This window comes from Flavobacterium defluvii (genome assembly GCF_900129555.1).
Classification (GTDB): Bacteria; Bacteroidota; Bacteroidia; order Flavobacteriales; family Flavobacteriaceae; genus Flavobacterium; species Flavobacterium defluvii.
The window spans coordinates 56963-73095 of the sequence record NZ_FQWC01000013.1; the positions used below are offsets into that span (position 1 = coordinate 56963).

Annotated in this window: 14 protein-coding genes; 8 read left to right on the top strand and 6 right to left on the bottom strand. The window is 33.6% G+C overall.

The genetic code is table 11. From position 1 onward, the window contains the following. Window positions 1-2: 2 nt before the first annotated feature. On the bottom strand, window positions 3-1280 hold the full coding sequence (locus BUC29_RS20345; protein WP_073418324.1) for a replication-associated recombination protein A: 1278 nt from the start codon (window positions 1278-1280) through the stop codon (window positions 3-5). 159 nt (window positions 1281-1439) lie between these two features. Here BUC29_RS20345 and BUC29_RS20350 point away from each other — a divergent pair, with 159 nt between their 5' ends. Next, window positions 1440-2204, top strand: a complete 765-nt coding sequence (locus BUC29_RS20350; protein WP_073418326.1) for a rhomboid family intramembrane serine protease — start codon at window positions 1440-1442, stop codon at window positions 2202-2204. Between the two features lie 52 nt (window positions 2205-2256). Continuing rightward, window positions 2257-2754, top strand: coding sequence for a hypothetical protein (locus tag BUC29_RS20355; protein WP_073418328.1), 498 nt, complete (start codon window positions 2257-2259; stop codon window positions 2752-2754). Window positions 2755-2759: 5 nt separating this feature from the next. Here BUC29_RS20355 and BUC29_RS20360 read toward each other — a convergent pair whose 3' ends face one another. The 5 genes from BUC29_RS20360 to BUC29_RS20380 all read right to left on the bottom strand — a co-directional run bounded on the left by BUC29_RS20360 (window position 2760) and on the right by BUC29_RS20380 (window position 10738). Then, window positions 2760-3560 (bottom strand): DUF2490 domain-containing protein, encoded by an 801-nt coding sequence (locus BUC29_RS20360; protein WP_073418330.1) that lies wholly within the window; start codon window positions 3558-3560, stop codon window positions 2760-2762. Window positions 3561-3602: 42 nt separating this feature from the next. Next, window positions 3603-4337 carry a 23S rRNA (guanosine(2251)-2'-O)-methyltransferase RlmB gene (gene rlmB, locus BUC29_RS20365; RefSeq protein WP_073418332.1) on the bottom strand — a complete coding sequence of 245 codons (735 nt, stop codon included), beginning with the start codon at window positions 4335-4337 and terminating at the stop codon, window positions 3603-3605. A gap of 86 nt (window positions 4338-4423) precedes the next feature. After that, entirely contained in the window at window positions 4424-5893 is a 1470-nt protein-coding gene (locus BUC29_RS20370) for a SusD/RagB family nutrient-binding outer membrane lipoprotein (protein WP_073418334.1), read from the bottom strand. A gap of 3 nt (window positions 5894-5896) precedes the next feature. Continuing rightward, complete coding sequence (locus BUC29_RS20375; RefSeq protein WP_073418336.1) at window positions 5897-9154, bottom strand: SusC/RagA family TonB-linked outer membrane protein; 3258 nt, start codon at window positions 9152-9154, stop codon at window positions 5897-5899. A gap of 84 nt (window positions 9155-9238) precedes the next feature. After that, a complete protein-coding gene (locus BUC29_RS20380) occupies window positions 9239-10738 on the bottom strand; it encodes a BamA/TamA family outer membrane protein (RefSeq protein WP_244160858.1) in 1500 nt (499 codons plus the stop codon). 385 nt (window positions 10739-11123) lie between these two features. Here BUC29_RS20380 and rpsL point away from each other — a divergent pair, with 385 nt between their 5' ends. From rpsL to rplD, 6 genes are all read left to right on the top strand, one after another. Continuing rightward, a complete protein-coding gene (rpsL, locus tag BUC29_RS20385) occupies window positions 11124-11507 on the top strand; it encodes a 30S ribosomal protein S12 (RefSeq protein ID WP_007136570.1) in 384 nt (127 codons plus the stop codon). 24 nt (window positions 11508-11531) lie between these two features. After that, a complete protein-coding gene (gene rpsG, locus BUC29_RS20390) occupies window positions 11532-12008 on the top strand; it encodes a 30S ribosomal protein S7 (protein WP_073418340.1) in 477 nt (158 codons plus the stop codon). A gap of 10 nt (window positions 12009-12018) precedes the next feature. Next, on the top strand, window positions 12019-14175 hold the full coding sequence (fusA, locus tag BUC29_RS20395; protein WP_073418342.1) for an elongation factor G: 2157 nt from the start codon (window positions 12019-12021) through the stop codon (window positions 14173-14175). Window positions 14176-14185: 10 nt separating this feature from the next. Then, window positions 14186-14491, top strand: a complete 306-nt coding sequence (gene rpsJ / locus BUC29_RS20400; protein ID WP_007803605.1) for a 30S ribosomal protein S10 — start codon at window positions 14186-14188, stop codon at window positions 14489-14491. 394 nt (window positions 14492-14885) lie between these two features. Further along, window positions 14886-15503 (top strand): 50S ribosomal protein L3, encoded by a 618-nt coding sequence (gene rplC, locus BUC29_RS20405; RefSeq protein WP_012022491.1) that lies wholly within the window; start codon window positions 14886-14888, stop codon window positions 15501-15503. Next, on the top strand, window positions 15503-16132 hold the full coding sequence (gene rplD / locus BUC29_RS20410) for a 50S ribosomal protein L4 (RefSeq protein WP_073418344.1): 630 nt from the start codon (window positions 15503-15505) through the stop codon (window positions 16130-16132). Before rplC ends, rplD begins: the two co-directional genes overlap by 1 nt. The last annotated feature ends 1 nt before the right edge of the window (window position 16133 follow it).

Sequence of the window (16133 nt, forward strand, 5' to 3'; positions counted from 1 at the left end):
GTTTAATATCCGTATTTATCTTTCCAACGGTTCTTTAAAAATTCGCGGTTGCTGTTCTCTCTGGAATTGCTTCCCGGATTGTAAAGAACCGTTTCTTTTATAGCATCGGGTAAAAATTCTTGTTCAGCAAAATTGTTTGCATAGTCATGTGAATATTTATAATCTTCACCATAACCCAATTCTTTCATCAGTTTTGTTGGAGCATTTCGTAAATGAATTGGAACTGGTAAATCTCCAGTTTGTTTTACCAGTTGCTGTGCATTTCCTATTGCCATATAGGATGCATTGCTTTTTGGCGATGTTGCCAGATAAATGGCACATTGGCTCAAAATGATACGGCTTTCCGGATATCCAATTGTTGATACGGCCTGAAAGGTATTATTTGCCATAATAAAAGCAGTTGGATTGGCATTTCCTATATCTTCACTTGATAAAATCAACATTCTTCGGGCAATAAATTTTACATCTTCGCCGCCTTCAATCATTCTTGCCAGCCAATATACGGCACCGTTTGGATCACTTCCTCTGATAGATTTTATAAATGCAGAAACTATGTCATAATGCTGTTCTCCTGTTTTGTCATACAAAACAGTATTTTGCTGTACTAATTCAAGAACTCGATCGTTTGTTATTACGATTTCATCATTTGCGGAAGCATTTACAACAAGTTCAAAAATATTAAGTAATTTTCTTCCGTCACCGCCAGAAAGTCGTAGCAGAGCTTCAGTTTCTTTTAAAGTTATATTTTTTGATGCAAGTTCTTTATCAATCTTCATTGCGCGATGCAATAAAGCTTCTAAATCATCTTTTGTAAAAGCATTTAAGATATATACCTGACTGCGGGATAATAATGCGGGAATGACCTCAAAACTTGGGTTTTCGGTTGTTGCACCAATTAGTGTTATCCATCCTTTTTCGACAGCGGCTAATAAAGAATCTTGTTGTGATTTGCTAAAACGATGAATCTCATCAATAAACAAAATCGGATTTTTTGCAGTAAACAATCCTCCGCTTTGTTTCGCTTTTTCAATTACATCACGAATATCTTTTACACCAGAATTTATAGCGCTTAATTCATAAAAAGGGCGTTTAGATTCCTGCGCGATAATTTGAGCCAGAGTTGTCTTTCCTGTTCCGGGTGGCCCCCAAAAAATAAGTGAAGGAATTATCCCTCTCGAAATTTGCTGGGTCAACGAGCCATTTGGGCCAACTAAGTGACTCTGACTGATATAATCTTCTAGTTTCTGTGGGCGAATACGCTCTGCTAAAGGTGCTTCCATTTTGTAAAATTACTACTTTCATGTCTAAAATTTATTATATGAAAAGTGATATACTGTTTTATGATTAACATTTAACATAAATGTATTGGCTGACAAATTATCAGTAATTTTTGTTTGGATAGTTTTTTGATGACAGTTGTATAATCAAAATTGAGTTTTATGAATGATAACCACTTTAAATTTTCAAATGCAGTAATTGGCCTTCCATTATTTTTTGTGCTTTTTTTATGGATTATTTATTGGATGCAGATTCGATTTGATTTTGATTTTTATCAACACGGTATTTATCCGAGAGATTTTTCGGGTTTGCAAGGAGTTTTATTCAGTCCTTTTATTCATGAAAATTTAGAACATTTATATAATAATTCAATTCCGCTTTTGGTATTGATGGCGGCAATGCAATTTTTTTATCCAAAACAAACATTTGCTGTTATTGGTTACGGAATTTTATTTTCAGGATTAATAACATGGATTATTGGCCGGGCAAATTTTCATATTGGCGCGAGCGGATTAATTTATGTTTTGGTAAGTTTTATATTTTTTAAAGGAATTCAAACAAAATACTATCGTCTTGTGGCGCTTTCACTTTCTGTTATTTTGCTTTATGGCGGTATGATTTGGTATGTTTTTCCGGATGTAGATGTCAAAATTTCCTGGGAGGGACATTTAGCTGGATTTATAACCGGATTTGGACTTTCTGTATATTATAAAACACCTGAATATACAAAGCCAATACTTTACGATTGGCAGAAGCCGGATTTTGATCCGCAGCAAGATTCGTTTATGAAACATTTTGATGAAAACGGAAATTTTGTTAATACAGAAGTCGAAGAGGAGGAAGGACAGAATTCTGATTCGTATTTTAACTCAACTATTGAAGTTAATTATATTGTAACCAAAAGAGAATCAGATGATAATGTTTAGTTGTTAAGTAAAATGATTAATTTTGTTATAGGAATTAATATCTAATTGTATCATGAAAAAGTTTTTCTTAACAATTTTGATTTTAACAGCTATTGAGGCTTTTGCACAGTGTGATATCAAAAACAGAGTGCTTGCAGATGGCTCGATGGTTTATTATTTTGATCCTGCTGTTTTTTACACTACAAAATCTAAATCGTTAAAAATTAACATTGTAACAGATAAAGAGAATTATTTTGTGGCTTTGCAGCCGATACCATTTCCTGAAAAAAAAGTTGGAAAAAAAATAACAGATGATTTAATTATTCATTTGGCAAATAATGAAGAGTATAAGTTGCCGCATTATGATACACAATATTTTCAAAATGATTCAATTATGCAGGTCTTATATTTGATAAATAATAAAGATATTGAAGCTTTTTCTAAATTTGAAGCAGTTGTTGCGTCAATTAATATGAAAGGAACTGAATTTATTCGTGATTACAATTTTAAACTGCATAAAGACGAGATTATAAAACAGCTTGCATGCTTTTTAAAAAAAGAGGAAAAATAGAGATGTTAATCTTCGGTTATTGTCTCAGTTTTGTGTAAAAACTTTTTATTTAGATTCTTAAAAAGATTATTAAAGCTAAGTGTAAGTGATGCAGCGTTTATGATTTTATTTTCATTATCTCTCGGAAGATATTCGTTTGCATATGTGATTTCGATTTGAATATCATCAGAAAACAAATAACCTGCACCTATATTTACTCTGTTTCTGTCAAAAAAGCTTAGTCCTGTGACTTTTGTTCCTGATTTAAAAAATACTTCATCAGAAACTACTCCGTATATTACCCCAGATCTGAGTACTTTGCTGTTGATAGGTTGTAAATATTTTATCTGCTGACGATAACGAATTACATTTTCATAATTATCATCTTCGTTCTTCATCTGCCGAAGTTCAGCTCTTAGTCTCGTACTTAATGTATATCCTGTTTTGTGAAAATAATAAATAGCTTGTAATGCAAACCTCCATTCTGGTGATTCAAACTGACCAATTTCGGGAACATCTTTATTATTAAAATAAGCAATGAATGATGATAGTTTCCAGCGGGGAGTTAGATAATAGTGCCCCCACGCTCTAAAAGATCTTTGTGTATTTTGTTCAAATATATTAGCAGACGATTCAGTACTGCTGTAGTTTGTTCCTAAATTTAATTCAGTTGACCATTTTTTGTTTATAGTCCGATTAAATTGAATTTCTCCCCAAAATTGATTGTAATGTGTAGTTTGGCAATAGCCAATACTTGTAAACAAAATCGCTACAAGTATTAGATTTGCTTTTTTTTGTAGTAAGATATGATTAGGTTTTAAAGACATAAAAATTAGTTATTTATTTGTCAATCCTAATTCGTGTGTTATTTAATTTCGCTGGCGAACAGCTTCATATAAAAACGCACCACAAGCAACAGATACGTTAAGAGATCCTATTGAACCAAACATTGGTAATTTTGCTTTTTCATCTACGATTTTAAGAACAGAAGGGTTGATACCTCTATCTTCAGATCCCATAATAATTGCTAAAGGCTCATTTAAAGTTAAATCGTAAATATTTTGATCTGTTTTTTCAGTAGCTGCTACTGTTTTTATTCCAGAGCCTTGTAGGTAGAATATTGCGTCTTTGATATGCTCGACTTTGCAAATAGGAACATTAAATACTGCACCGGCAGAAGTTTTTACGGTGTCACCATTGACAGGAGCAGAACCTGCTTTTTGTATAATGATTCCATTAACTCCGGTACATTCAGCAGTTCGTATTATCGCACCAAAATTTCTTGCATCGGAAATTTGATCTAATATTAAAAATAATGGTTTTGATCCGGAAGCAAGAGTTGATTCAACTAAATGTTCAATATCAATAAATCCAATTGGTGAAATTGTTGCAACGGCACCTTGGTGATTATTTGGTGTTAATCTGTTTAATTTTTCGACAGGTACATAAGAGAAATTAATGTTGGCACGTTTCATTACCTTCATTAAGTCTTTCATTAATTCTCCGGAAATTTCTTTTTGTATAAATACTTTGTCAACTTCCTGACCCGCTTGTATTGCTTCTATAATGGCTCTAATACCAAATATTTGATGTTCTTTTTCCATAGCGCAAATATAGGTATAATGTTTATATAAAAAAAAACCACTCCGAATGAACGGAGTGGCTTTTAGTATTTAATTTTAGAATAAAATTATTGTTTATCCCAGAAAATTTTAGTAGTAACATTATTGTTACCTAATTTAGCTACTGCAGCTTGTAAATTAGTAGCATTAAGAGTTTGCTCTCTGTTAGGGTAAGAATAACGTTTTGGAACTTCAGTGATATCACCATAAGTTACAGCAGGTACTTGTAAAGCAGGGTAGTCTAGTCTTCTGTAAGAAGTCCAAGCTTCAAATCCTCTGTTGAATAAAGCGATCCATGATTGTTCTCCGATTTTTTGTTTCCAAGTTCCTGTTGCAGTAGCATAAGCTACATCAGGTCTTAATAAGTACGTAGCGATATCAGCAGGTGCTACACCCCAATCTAACATAGAAGCTGTAATAGCTGCATTGTAGTGAGAAGCTGCAGTACCACCAACAGCAATACCTCTTTCAGCTGCCTCAGCTAATAAAAACTCTACTTCTGAGTATGTAAATAATACACCTGGATATGTTGGGTCTTTAATTGTTTCTGTTAAGTGAGAGAATGCATCGTAAGTATTAATTGCTCCGTACACTCCACCTTTGTATAAACCTGAACCAGCTGGGTATTCAGTAAAATATTGAGGTCTTCTTGGGTCACTAAGAGCATTTAATTTGTTTACAAATGTGTCTGCTGGAATAAAGTCATTACGGCCAGATGCAACTAAATCAACATATAACGGGTTAGCATTTGGTTGAGTTGAAGCATAAACCATATAAGTACCATCAGCTCTTGAAGTGATAATGCCATCAGCAATTGCTGCTAAAGCTTGAGTTGAAGCATAAGCAGCATCAACATCATGCATATTGATTGCCATTCTTAAACGTAGTGAATTTGCAAATTTAGCCCATTTTGCTACGTCTCCATGGTAAATCAAATCAGCATCACCAAAACTATCTTCACTTGCGTCTAAAGCATTTGATGCTGTTGTTAATTTAGAGATAAGATCTCTGTAAATTGTTTGAGCATCATCATATTTAGGTAGTGGATGGTTTAAGATATCCAAAGCTTCTGAATAAGGAACATCTCCAAATGTATCAACTAAAATTCCATAAGTATATGCAGTTAGGATATCAATTACAGCAATTTTATTGTTGATAACAACTAAACCTTCTGGTGCACCAGTATACGAAGCTTTAGAATCAACTAAAATTTGTCTAGCTTCTTTGTAATCTTTTAGTACATCACGGTAATATGTAGTCCAGTGAGTATCAGGAATTGTACGTCCTGTTAAATCGTACTGACTTTCTTGTGGATATTGAACTTCTGTCCATTGTTGAGCAAATAATCTGAAAACGTTAAAGTTAACAGAAGTGCTTGTTACTTGGTCTACCATCGCATGTTCAGCATTAGTAAATAAGTATTCAGGCTGAGTGTAAGTAGGACGTTTAGTGTCCGTGTTTAATCCAGTGATATCATCAGTACATGATGTAGCAAACAAGGATAAAAGCGGTATTAATATAAGCAGTCTATTTTTCATAGCTTAGAATTTTATTGTTAAGTTGCAACCAATGTTTCTAGTGGTTGGAAGAGATCCGATAGATAAACCTGCAGATCCAATATTAGATCCTAAACCACTTTCTGGGTCAGCATCTGGAAGGTTCTTGTCGATTATCCATAAGTTAGATCCAATAAGTGAGATTTTTGCATCTACCAATTTGATTTTTTGTACTAATGAAGTTGGTAATGTATAAGTAATGTTAACCTCTCTTAATTTGATGAAACCAGCATCATAAACATATTGACTTCTTGGTCCGTTAGAATAAGCATTTGTGATAGCTCCACCAGTTGAATAAGCAGTTCTTGTAGTGTTTGGAGTACCGTCAGCATAAACTCCTGGGTTGATTATACCACCACCAGTAGCAACTGAATTTCTTTTTGGATTTCCAAGATCGTTTAAACCTGCTGTTTCGTCAGTTAAACCTGTTCCAACTCCATACCATTGGTCAGTAGAGAAGATATCTCCTCCTTTTTTCATGTCAATTAAGAAGCTGAAAGAAAGACTTTTGTATGAGAATTTGTTACGGATACCACCAATCCAATCTGGGTTGATATCTCCAATGATATTGTTTGTAGATGTATTGATTACATATCTTCCTGTTGTTGGGTTAACAATTTTTTGACCATCAGCAGTATATGTATAATCTGTTCCTTTTAGAACTCCGAAAGGTTTTCCAACAACAGCATTTAAAGTAACACCTCCAGGGTATGAACCTCCAATTAATAAGTTTTGAACACCATCAGCTAAAGCGATTACTTTGTTTTCGTTTTTAGACCAGTTAACTGTAATATCCCAAGCAAAATCATTTGTTTTGATAGGAGTTGCATTAAATTGCACCTCGATACCTTTATTTTGGATAGTTGCAGCATTTACGTAACGAGTTGAGTATCCAGTTGAAGTTGAATAAGGAACTGGAATAGCCTCTCCGTCATTAGTATTTTTGTATAAACTCACGTCAAAACCAACTCTTCTGTTCAAGAATTGCATCTCAAGACCAATCTCTTCAGTTTCAGTTTTGATAGGTTTTAAGTTAGGATTGTTTTTTGTAGAGTTAACAGAATATTGTTGTTGTCCATTGAAAGAGTTGATTTTAGTATAAGTGTCAACTAAAGCCAATGTTGGAGTTCCAAGTGGGCTCTCAGAATAACCTCCTCTAATTTTACCAAAAGTTAACCAGCTTGCATCAACTGCTTTTGTGAAAACCCAGCTACCAGAAATCGAGTTACTGAACAATGAGTTATCACCTTGTGGTAATTGAGAGAATGCATCTCTTCTTGATGTAGCATCAATAAAGAATTGATCTAAGTAACCTAACGAAACAGAAGCAAAGTAACTGTTTACTCCAGTTTTAGTTTCTCTTTCATAAGGGAATGGGCTTCCAGATACAGAGTTGTCTAAGCTGTAAAGACCTGGTACAATAAGTCCTCCTTCAGTAGAAGCAGTAATTTGATTGAAGTAATTTCTTCTTACAGTTCCTCCTAATACTCCAGTTAAACTAAAGTTTTCACCAAAGTTATGTTTGAAGTTAAGTAATAAATCGTAGTTCTGCTCAGAGAAGTTACCATTATATCTTTGGTATCCTGAAGTTTCAGTGAAAGCATTGATACCGAAAGTTTTTCCAACAGAACCTACAGCTAATCTTTCTTCACGAAGCTCAGCATATGTATCTGTAGATATTTTTGCTGTTGCAGATAACCAGTCAGCAATTTTATAAGTTAAGTTAGCATAACCTACAAAACGGTTTCTGCTGTCATTTTGATAGTTTTTGTAACGATCAAAATAAGGGTTGTTCCAGTAAGCAGGGAATCCATTAGAAGCAGATGTTCTGTTCCAAGTGATGTTTTGTCCTCCTGAAGCATTGTAAGCTTGCTCTAATTGTTTCAAGTCTACGTTAGTTTGCCACCATTGACGGAATCCAGAAACTAAGTTGTCACTGTATCCAGTCATGTTTCTACCAACTGTAGCTTGATTTGAGAAGTTAGCAAAAGTACTCAAAGATAATCTGTCAGTAAATTGGTGATTCAATTTTAAACTGAAGTTATTTTTGTTTATTTCACTATTTGGCATAACACCAGTTTGTTTAGTGTTAGTGTAATTGAACACAACATTCGTTTTATCATTACCATCTTCGAATGAGATAGTATTTACTAATGATAAAGAATTTTTGAAGAATGAAGTTGGATCATTTTTAGCTCCAACCCAAGCAGTTTTTTTTCCGTAATTGTTGTTTCCTGGATATGCAGAGAAAGCATCCCATTGGTAAACATTTAATGATGGGTCAAAAGCAGCTCCTACAGAAGCATCATCTCCCATGTATACAACTCTATCGTTTACACCATCACCATCAATATCTTGTGTAGTGTCAAAAGAAGCACCGTATCCAGCTCCATATTGTTTTTGATATTTAGTAAAAGTACTTTTGTCAATTACTCCAGTAACAACTTCAGATGAAACAGTAATACCTAAACCTCTTTTTGCTTTACCTTTTTTAGTAGTAATCATTAAAACCCCATTTCCAGCAAGATATCCGTATAATGCAGATGCAGCAGCACCTTTTAATACGTTCACACTTTCGATATCCTCAGGATTGATGTCCATACCATTATTTCCGTAGTCATAACCTTGAGCACCTCTAGATTGAGCTACTGTACCATCGTTAGTATTGTTAGCATTGTTAATTGGCATACCGTCAATTACAATAAGCATCTCATTACTTTGATTGATCGCTTTAACCCCACGAGAGATAGCACTTGTAGAACCACCAAAGTTAGTATTTCTTCTTACGTTAACTCCGGCAACTTTACCAGAAAGTTCGTTTAAGAAGTTACCACTTGCAGTACCATTTCTTAAATCTCCCCCTTTAACCTCTTGTGTTGCATAACCAAGAGATTTTTTCTCTCTTTTAACACCTAAAGCTGTTGTTACAACAACGCTTTCAAGTTCTTGTGCATCTCCAGCTAATTTTACGTTAACTGTTGATGAAGTTGCAGCTATCTCTTGAGTTTTCATCCCAATGTAGCTAAATACCAAAATTTGGCTTGATGAAGCTTTGATAGAATATTTACCATCAAAATCGGTTTGTGTTCCGGATTTAGTTCCTTTGACTATTACACTAACACCTGGAAGAGGCATTCCTGCATTGTCAGAAACTGTTCCCGAAACAGCTCTTTCTTGCGCAAAAGAAAGTTGCGCAACTAGTACTAATAAAAGTACTAAGAATCCATTGAACTTTAGTTTCATTTTTAAATATTTTGAATTAGTATCGCAAAACTCTTAATAATTTGTTAACTTTCCTAGTAAAATATTTTTTTTTTTCGTTAAAGGTCAAAATTTAACATTATAACATATGTTTATGATAGTGTTATATAATTGTAATTCCTGTGTTTTGTTGGCTCCATTTGTAAGGTTAATATTTATTAATCCGTTTGGAGTTAGTATTGATGCTCCAATTCCAATTCCTATTAATTTTTTTATTCGGTTTGGATTCGAAACACTTGTCAGGTCTTGATATATTCCATAGTCAAGTATTGAATTGATATAAAGATTTGATGAAACTACATATCGATACTCTGTAAGAATGCTGGATGTAAAATTTGCCTGAAGGCTGTTTTCTAAAAAGCCTCTTATTGACTTAAATCCTCCGAAACGAAATAATTCGTTCGAGATGTAATTTTTGCTATGCAAATAAAAATTTTGTGAATTTATGTTAATGTAATTTTTAGTGTTGAGTTCAAAATTGTAGCCTGCGTTTAGATTTACATAAAATTGCTTGCTTGATCCGGCTGTTTCTAAATCGTTATTGGTGTCTCTTTTTCCGAAACCAATTAATGAGTTTAAGAAAGCTTTTTTTTGCATTAAGGTGTTGTTGTAATCTAATTTTTTGTACTCATAAGTAGAGGTTAAATATGAATTGTTGAAATCGCTTATTATGCTATTGTTTGTGTTTTGAATGTCACTAGACTCTGTAGCTTGATATCCTAAATATATTTTAGAATTGTAATTTATATAATAACCAAGATCAATAGCGGTTTTTGTATTTTGAAATGTACTGTCTTGTTTGAAGATATTTAGTTGAGCTTTTATTCCGAGAGAAGTTTTAAAGATGTATGGAATTTCGAGTCTCGTGTTAAAAGTTTTTTGTTGATTTCCATCGCTTTTCCAATATAATGAAAATTGTTCTCCGGCATGAATCGTATTGATTAAAAGAATGTCTAAATATCCATTTAGTGTTACTTTTTTGTTTTCGTCGTTTGAAAACCCAATATAGCCGTCAAACGTATTTGCTTTTCTTTTTTCTATATACGTATAAATTTTAGTTGAATTTTTTGTGAAAAGAATTTCTGGATATTTTGTTTGAGAAACAAATTCAAAACTATTTATGTCTTCATAAAGTTGTTTAGTTACTTCTTGATTGAATGTTTTGTTTATATATTTTTTATTGAGTTGTTTCAGGTGTCCTTCAGGGAAAAAATCCCTGTGATTGTTATTTGTGTAATTAAGAATAATTGAATTTACGCTTCTTTTTTTTTCAGATTCAAAATTTAAGTCGGCATAAATTATCGAATCCTTTCTTTGGATATTTTTAAGCTTGATCTTACTGAAGGCAAAACCTGCTTTTTCGGTGCTAAGTGTTTTTTGCGTTAAATAGTTTTCAATTTCGTTATATGCTAGAATTAAAGTGTCATTTTGTTCTTTTTCTGATTTAAAAAAATCATTTTTTATACCTATATATATATGTATATATTTTACCCTCTTTTTTAGATCAAAAACAGATAGATAAGTACTGTCGTTTATTTGTTTGGTTTCTAGTATTTTATTGTCCAAAAAACCTTTTTTTGAAAGTTGAATTGAGGTGCTTTTGATTTCGTTAAAAAGTGACTTTATATTAGAGTGAGAGGATTTGTAATTTAGAGAGTCAATAATTTTGGTTTGTTGAATATTTAATCCGTTTATTTTTAAATAAAAATTTTGGCCATAAGCTGAAAAGCTTAGTAGAAGAAAAAACAATGCTTGTAAAAACTGTTTCAATTGAAGAATTTTATCTAATTAAACGTAATGCAAATATCTATTGTTTGTTTGTAAAAACATACAATTAAATAATCTTGTTGAAAATTAATAGATTAACGTTTGTATACTGAAATTTATTTTATACATTTGCAACCCCGTAAAAAGCGGGAATTTAATATCATATTAATTTTTAGTATTAATTATGCCAACAATTCAACAATTAGTAAGAACAGGAAGAACTCAGATAACTAAGAAGAGTAAATCGGTTGCTTTAGATTCTTGTCCTCAAAGAAGAGGGGTTTGTACGCGTGTTTACACTACTACACCAAAAAAACCAAACTCTGCAATGCGTAAAGTTGCGCGTGTACGTTTGACAAATGGTAATGAGGTGAATGCTTACATTCCTGGAGAAGGACACAATCTACAAGAGCACTCGATAGTATTAGTTAGAGGCGGAAGGGTAAAAGATTTACCAGGTGTTAGATATCATATCGTTCGTGGAGCGCTTGATACGTCAGGTGTTGCAGGAAGAACGCAAAGAAGATCTAAGTACGGTGCTAAACGCCCAAAAGAAGCAAAAAAGTAATTTAAAAACTTTTAAGAAAAAGACATGAGAAAAAGAGCGGCAAAGAAAAGACCACTTTTACCGGATCCAAGGTTTAACGACCAATTGGTAACGCGTTTTGTGAACAACTTAATGTGGGATGGTAAGAAATCTACAGCTTTTAAAGTATTTTATGATGCAATTGATATCATTGAATCTAAAAAGCAGGATTCAGAGAAAACTTCATTAGAAATTTGGAAAGATGCGTTAACTAATGTTATGCCTCACGTTGAAGTACGTAGTCGTAGAGTTGGTGGAGCTACATTCCAAATCCCAATGCAGATTCGTCCAGACAGAAAAATTTCTATGGCAATGAAGTGGTTAATACTTTATGCAAGAAGAAGAAATGAAAAATCTATGGCACAACGTTTAGCGTCAGAGTGTTTAGCTGCTGCTAAAGAAGAAGGTGCTGCGGTTAAAAAAAGAATGGATACTCACAAAATGGCAGAAGCTAATAAGGCATTCTCTCACTTTAGATTTTAATTCGTAAGAAATGGCTAGAGATTTAAAATATACAAGAAATATCGGGATCGCGGCTCACATTGATGCTGGTAAAACAACAACAACTGAGCGTATTCTTTTTTATACTGGAAAGTCACATAAAATTGGTGAGGTGCACGATGGTGCTGCAACAATGGACTGGATGGCACAAGAACAGGAGAGAGGTATTACAATTACTTCTGCTGCTACAACTTGTACTTGGAATTTTCCAACTGAGCAAGGTAAAGTTCTTCCGGAGTCATTACCTTACCACTTTAATATTATTGATACTCCTGGACACGTTGACTTTACTGTAGAGGTAAACCGTTCTTTACGTGTACTTGATGGTTTAGTTTTCTTATTTAGTGCTGTTGATGGTGTTGAGCCTCAATCTGAGACTAACTGGAGACTTGCAGATCAATATAGAGTTCCTCGTATGGGATTCGTAAATAAAATGGACCGTCAAGGTGCTAACTTCTTAGCTGTATGCGGACAGGTGAAAGATATGTTGAAATCGAATGCGGTTGCAATTACTTTACCTATTGGTGATGAAGCTGATTTTAAAGGTATTGTTGACTTAGTGAAAAACCAAGCTATTGTATGGCATGATGAAACTCAAGGGGCTACTTTTGATATCGTTGATATTCCAGCGGATATGGTTGATGATGTAAAGCACTATCGTTCTATTCTTATCGAAGAGATTGCTACTTATGATGAAAATCTTTTAGATAAATACATGGAAGATGAAAACTCTATTACAGAGGAAGAAATCAACAATGCGTTAAGAGCTGCTACTATTGATATGGCAATTATTCCTATGCTTGCTGGTTCTTCTTTTAAAAATAAAGGAGTTCAATTTATGTTAGATGCTGTTTGTAAGTATTTACCATCTCCATTAGATAAAGAAGGTATTGAGGGAATTCACCCTGACGATGCTGATTTATTAGAAGAAGATCAAAAGAAAATTTTACGTAGACCAGATGTTAAAGAGCCGTTTGCTGCTTTAGCATTTAAAATTGCTACTGACCCATTCGTAGGTCGTTTAGCTTTCTTCCGTGCATATTCTGGACGTTTAGATGCTGGTTCTTATGTTTTAAATACTCGTTCTGGTAATAAAGAAAGAATTTCTCGTATCTACCAAATGCACGCTAACAAACAAAATCCAATCGAATTTATTGAGGCTGGAGATATTGGAGCTGCTGTAGGTTTTAAAGATATTAAAACAGGGGATACTCTTTCTGATGAAAAGAATCCAATTATCTTGGAATCTATGAAATTCCCAGATCCTGTAATTGGTATCGCTATTGAGCCAAAAACTAAAGCTGACGTTGATAAGATGGGTATGGCTTTGGCTAAATTAGCAGAAGAAGATCCAACATTTACAGTTAGAACTGATGAGGCTTCTGGTCAAACTATTATTTCTGGTATGGGTGAGCTTCACTTGGATATCTTAGTTGATCGTATGAAACGTGAGTTTAAAGTAGAGGTTAATCAAGGTGAACCACAAGTAGAGTATAAAGAAGCGTTTACAAGATCTGCTCAACATAGAGAAACTTACAAAAAACAATCAGGAGGTCGTGGTAAATTCGGTGATATCGTATTTAGAATAGAGCCTGCTGATGAAGTTGATGGTAAAGTTCCTGTTGGATTACAGTTTGTGAATGAGGTAAAAGGAGGTAACGTTCCTAAAGAGTATATTCCTGCAGTTGAAAAAGGTTTCCGTGAAGCTATGAAAACTGGACCTTTGGCTGGATATGCTGTTGATAGTTTGAAAGTAACTTTATTGGATGGATCTTTCCACCCTGTAGATTCTGATGCTCTTTCTTTTGAATTAGCTGCAAGAATGGGTTATAAAGAGTCTGGTAAAGCTGCTGGAGCTGTTATCTTAGAACCAATCATGAAAATCGAAGTTATTACTCCTGAAGAAAACATGGGTGATATCGTAGGTGACTTGAACCGTCGTAGAGGTCAGGTTAATGATATGGGTGATAGAAACGGAGCGAAAACTATTAAGGCAGATGTGCCATTAGCTGAGATGTTTGGTTATGTTACTACATTAAGAACATTATCGTCTGGTAGAGCAACATCTACAATGGAGTTTTCTCATTATGCAGAAACACCTTCTAATATTTCAGAAGAGGTAATCAAAAAAGCAAAAGGTAACGCTTAATTTTAAGAAAATGAGTCAAAAAATCAGAATAAAACTAAAATCTTACGATCATATGTTGGTAGATAAATCTGCTGAAAAGATCGTAAAAACAGTAAAAACTACTGGTGCAGTTGTAACAGGTCCAATTCCGTTGCCTACTCACAAAAAACTTTTCACTGTGTTGCGTTCTCCGCACGTTAACAAAAAAGCGAGAGAGCAATTTGAAGTAATGTCATACAAGAGATTGATTGATATTTATTCATCTTCATCTAAAACTATTGATGCTTTAATGAAACTTGAATTGCCAAGTGGAGTTGAAGTAGAAATAAAAGTATAATTTTTTTATATTTTTTATATATAAAAAGCGAGGCAGGAATGTCTCGCTTTTTTTGTTATTTGTATGTGGTTTTTGAATTGATGTTTGAAATTTAATTTTAATGTCGAAATGTGTAATTCTCTTTGTTTAAGCGCGATGCCAAAGTTTTTGGTTGTGATTTGTTTATGTGATTTTTAATTGTAAAATTGATTATAGTATAAAAATGAAATTGCAATTTTGATATAAATTTAGTCTCTTTTGTTATATGTTTCATGCTTCGATTTTGATAATGAGCGATTTAATTTTTGTAACCGTTTGGTATATTCAATTTTAATGTCTACTTTTGCACTCCCTGTTTGGAAATTTCTGTTATTTTCAAATTGAAGGGAATTTTAGTAATTAATAATTAATATTTATGTCTGGGTTAATTGGTAAGAAAATCGGCATGACTAGTATTTTCGATGAAAACGGGAAAAACATTCCTTGTACAGTAATCGAAGCTGGTCCATGCGTTGTTACCCAAGTCAGAACCAACGAGGTTGACGGGTATGAAGCGTTGCAACTTGGTTTCGATGACAAAAACGAGAAACATTCTACTAAAGCGGCTTTAGGTCACTTTAAAAAAGCTGGAACTGTTGCTAAGAAAAAAGTCGTTGAATTCCAAGATTTTGCAACTGAACAAAAATTAGGAGATCTCATTGATGTTTCTATTTTTGAAGAAGGAGAGTTTGTAGACGTACAAGGTGTGTCTAAAGGTAAAGGTTTCCAGGGTGTTGTTAAACGTCACGGTTTTGGTGGGGTTGGACAAGCTACTCATGGTCAGCACAACCGTTTAAGAGCGCCAGGTTCTGTAGGAGCTTCTTCTTATCCATCTAGAGTATTCAAAGGAATGCGTATGGCTGGAAGAATGGGAGGAGATAATGTAAAAGTTCAAAACCTTAGAGTTTTAAAAGTAGTTGCTGAAAAGAATCTACTTGTTGTTAAAGGGTGTATTCCTGGGCACAAAAACTCTTACGTAATCATTCAGAAGTAATGGAAGTAAAAGTATTAGATTTCAACGGAAAAGATACTGGTAGAAAAGTTCAACTTTCTGATTCAGTATTCGCAATTGAACCAAACAATCACGCTGTATATCTTGATGTGAAGCAATATCTTGCTAATCAAAGACAAGGTACTCATAAAGCTAAAGAAAGAGCTGAAGTAACTGGAAGTACACGTAAGATTAAAAAGCAAAAAGGTACGGGTACGGCTCGTGCGGGAAGTGTTAAAAATCCTTTGTTTAAAGGAGGGGGAACAGTTTTTGGACCAAGACCAAGAAGTTATTCATTTAAATTGAATAAAGGTTTGAAAAAATTGGCTAGAAAGTCAGCTTTTTCAATCAAAGCAAAAGAGTCAAATATTATCGTTCTTGAAGACTTTAATTTTGATGTTCCAAACACTAAAAATTTCATTAACGTTTTGAAAGCTTTAGGGTTAGAAAATAAAAAATCTCTATTTGTGTTGGGTGAGTCAAATAAAAATGTATATTTGTCGTCACGCAATTTAAAGGCTTCTAATGTCGTAACTAGCTCAGAATTAAGCACTTACGCAATATTAAACACTAATAATTTAGTGCTTTTGGAGGGTTCTTTAGAGTTAATTGAAGAAAATTTAAGTAAATAGT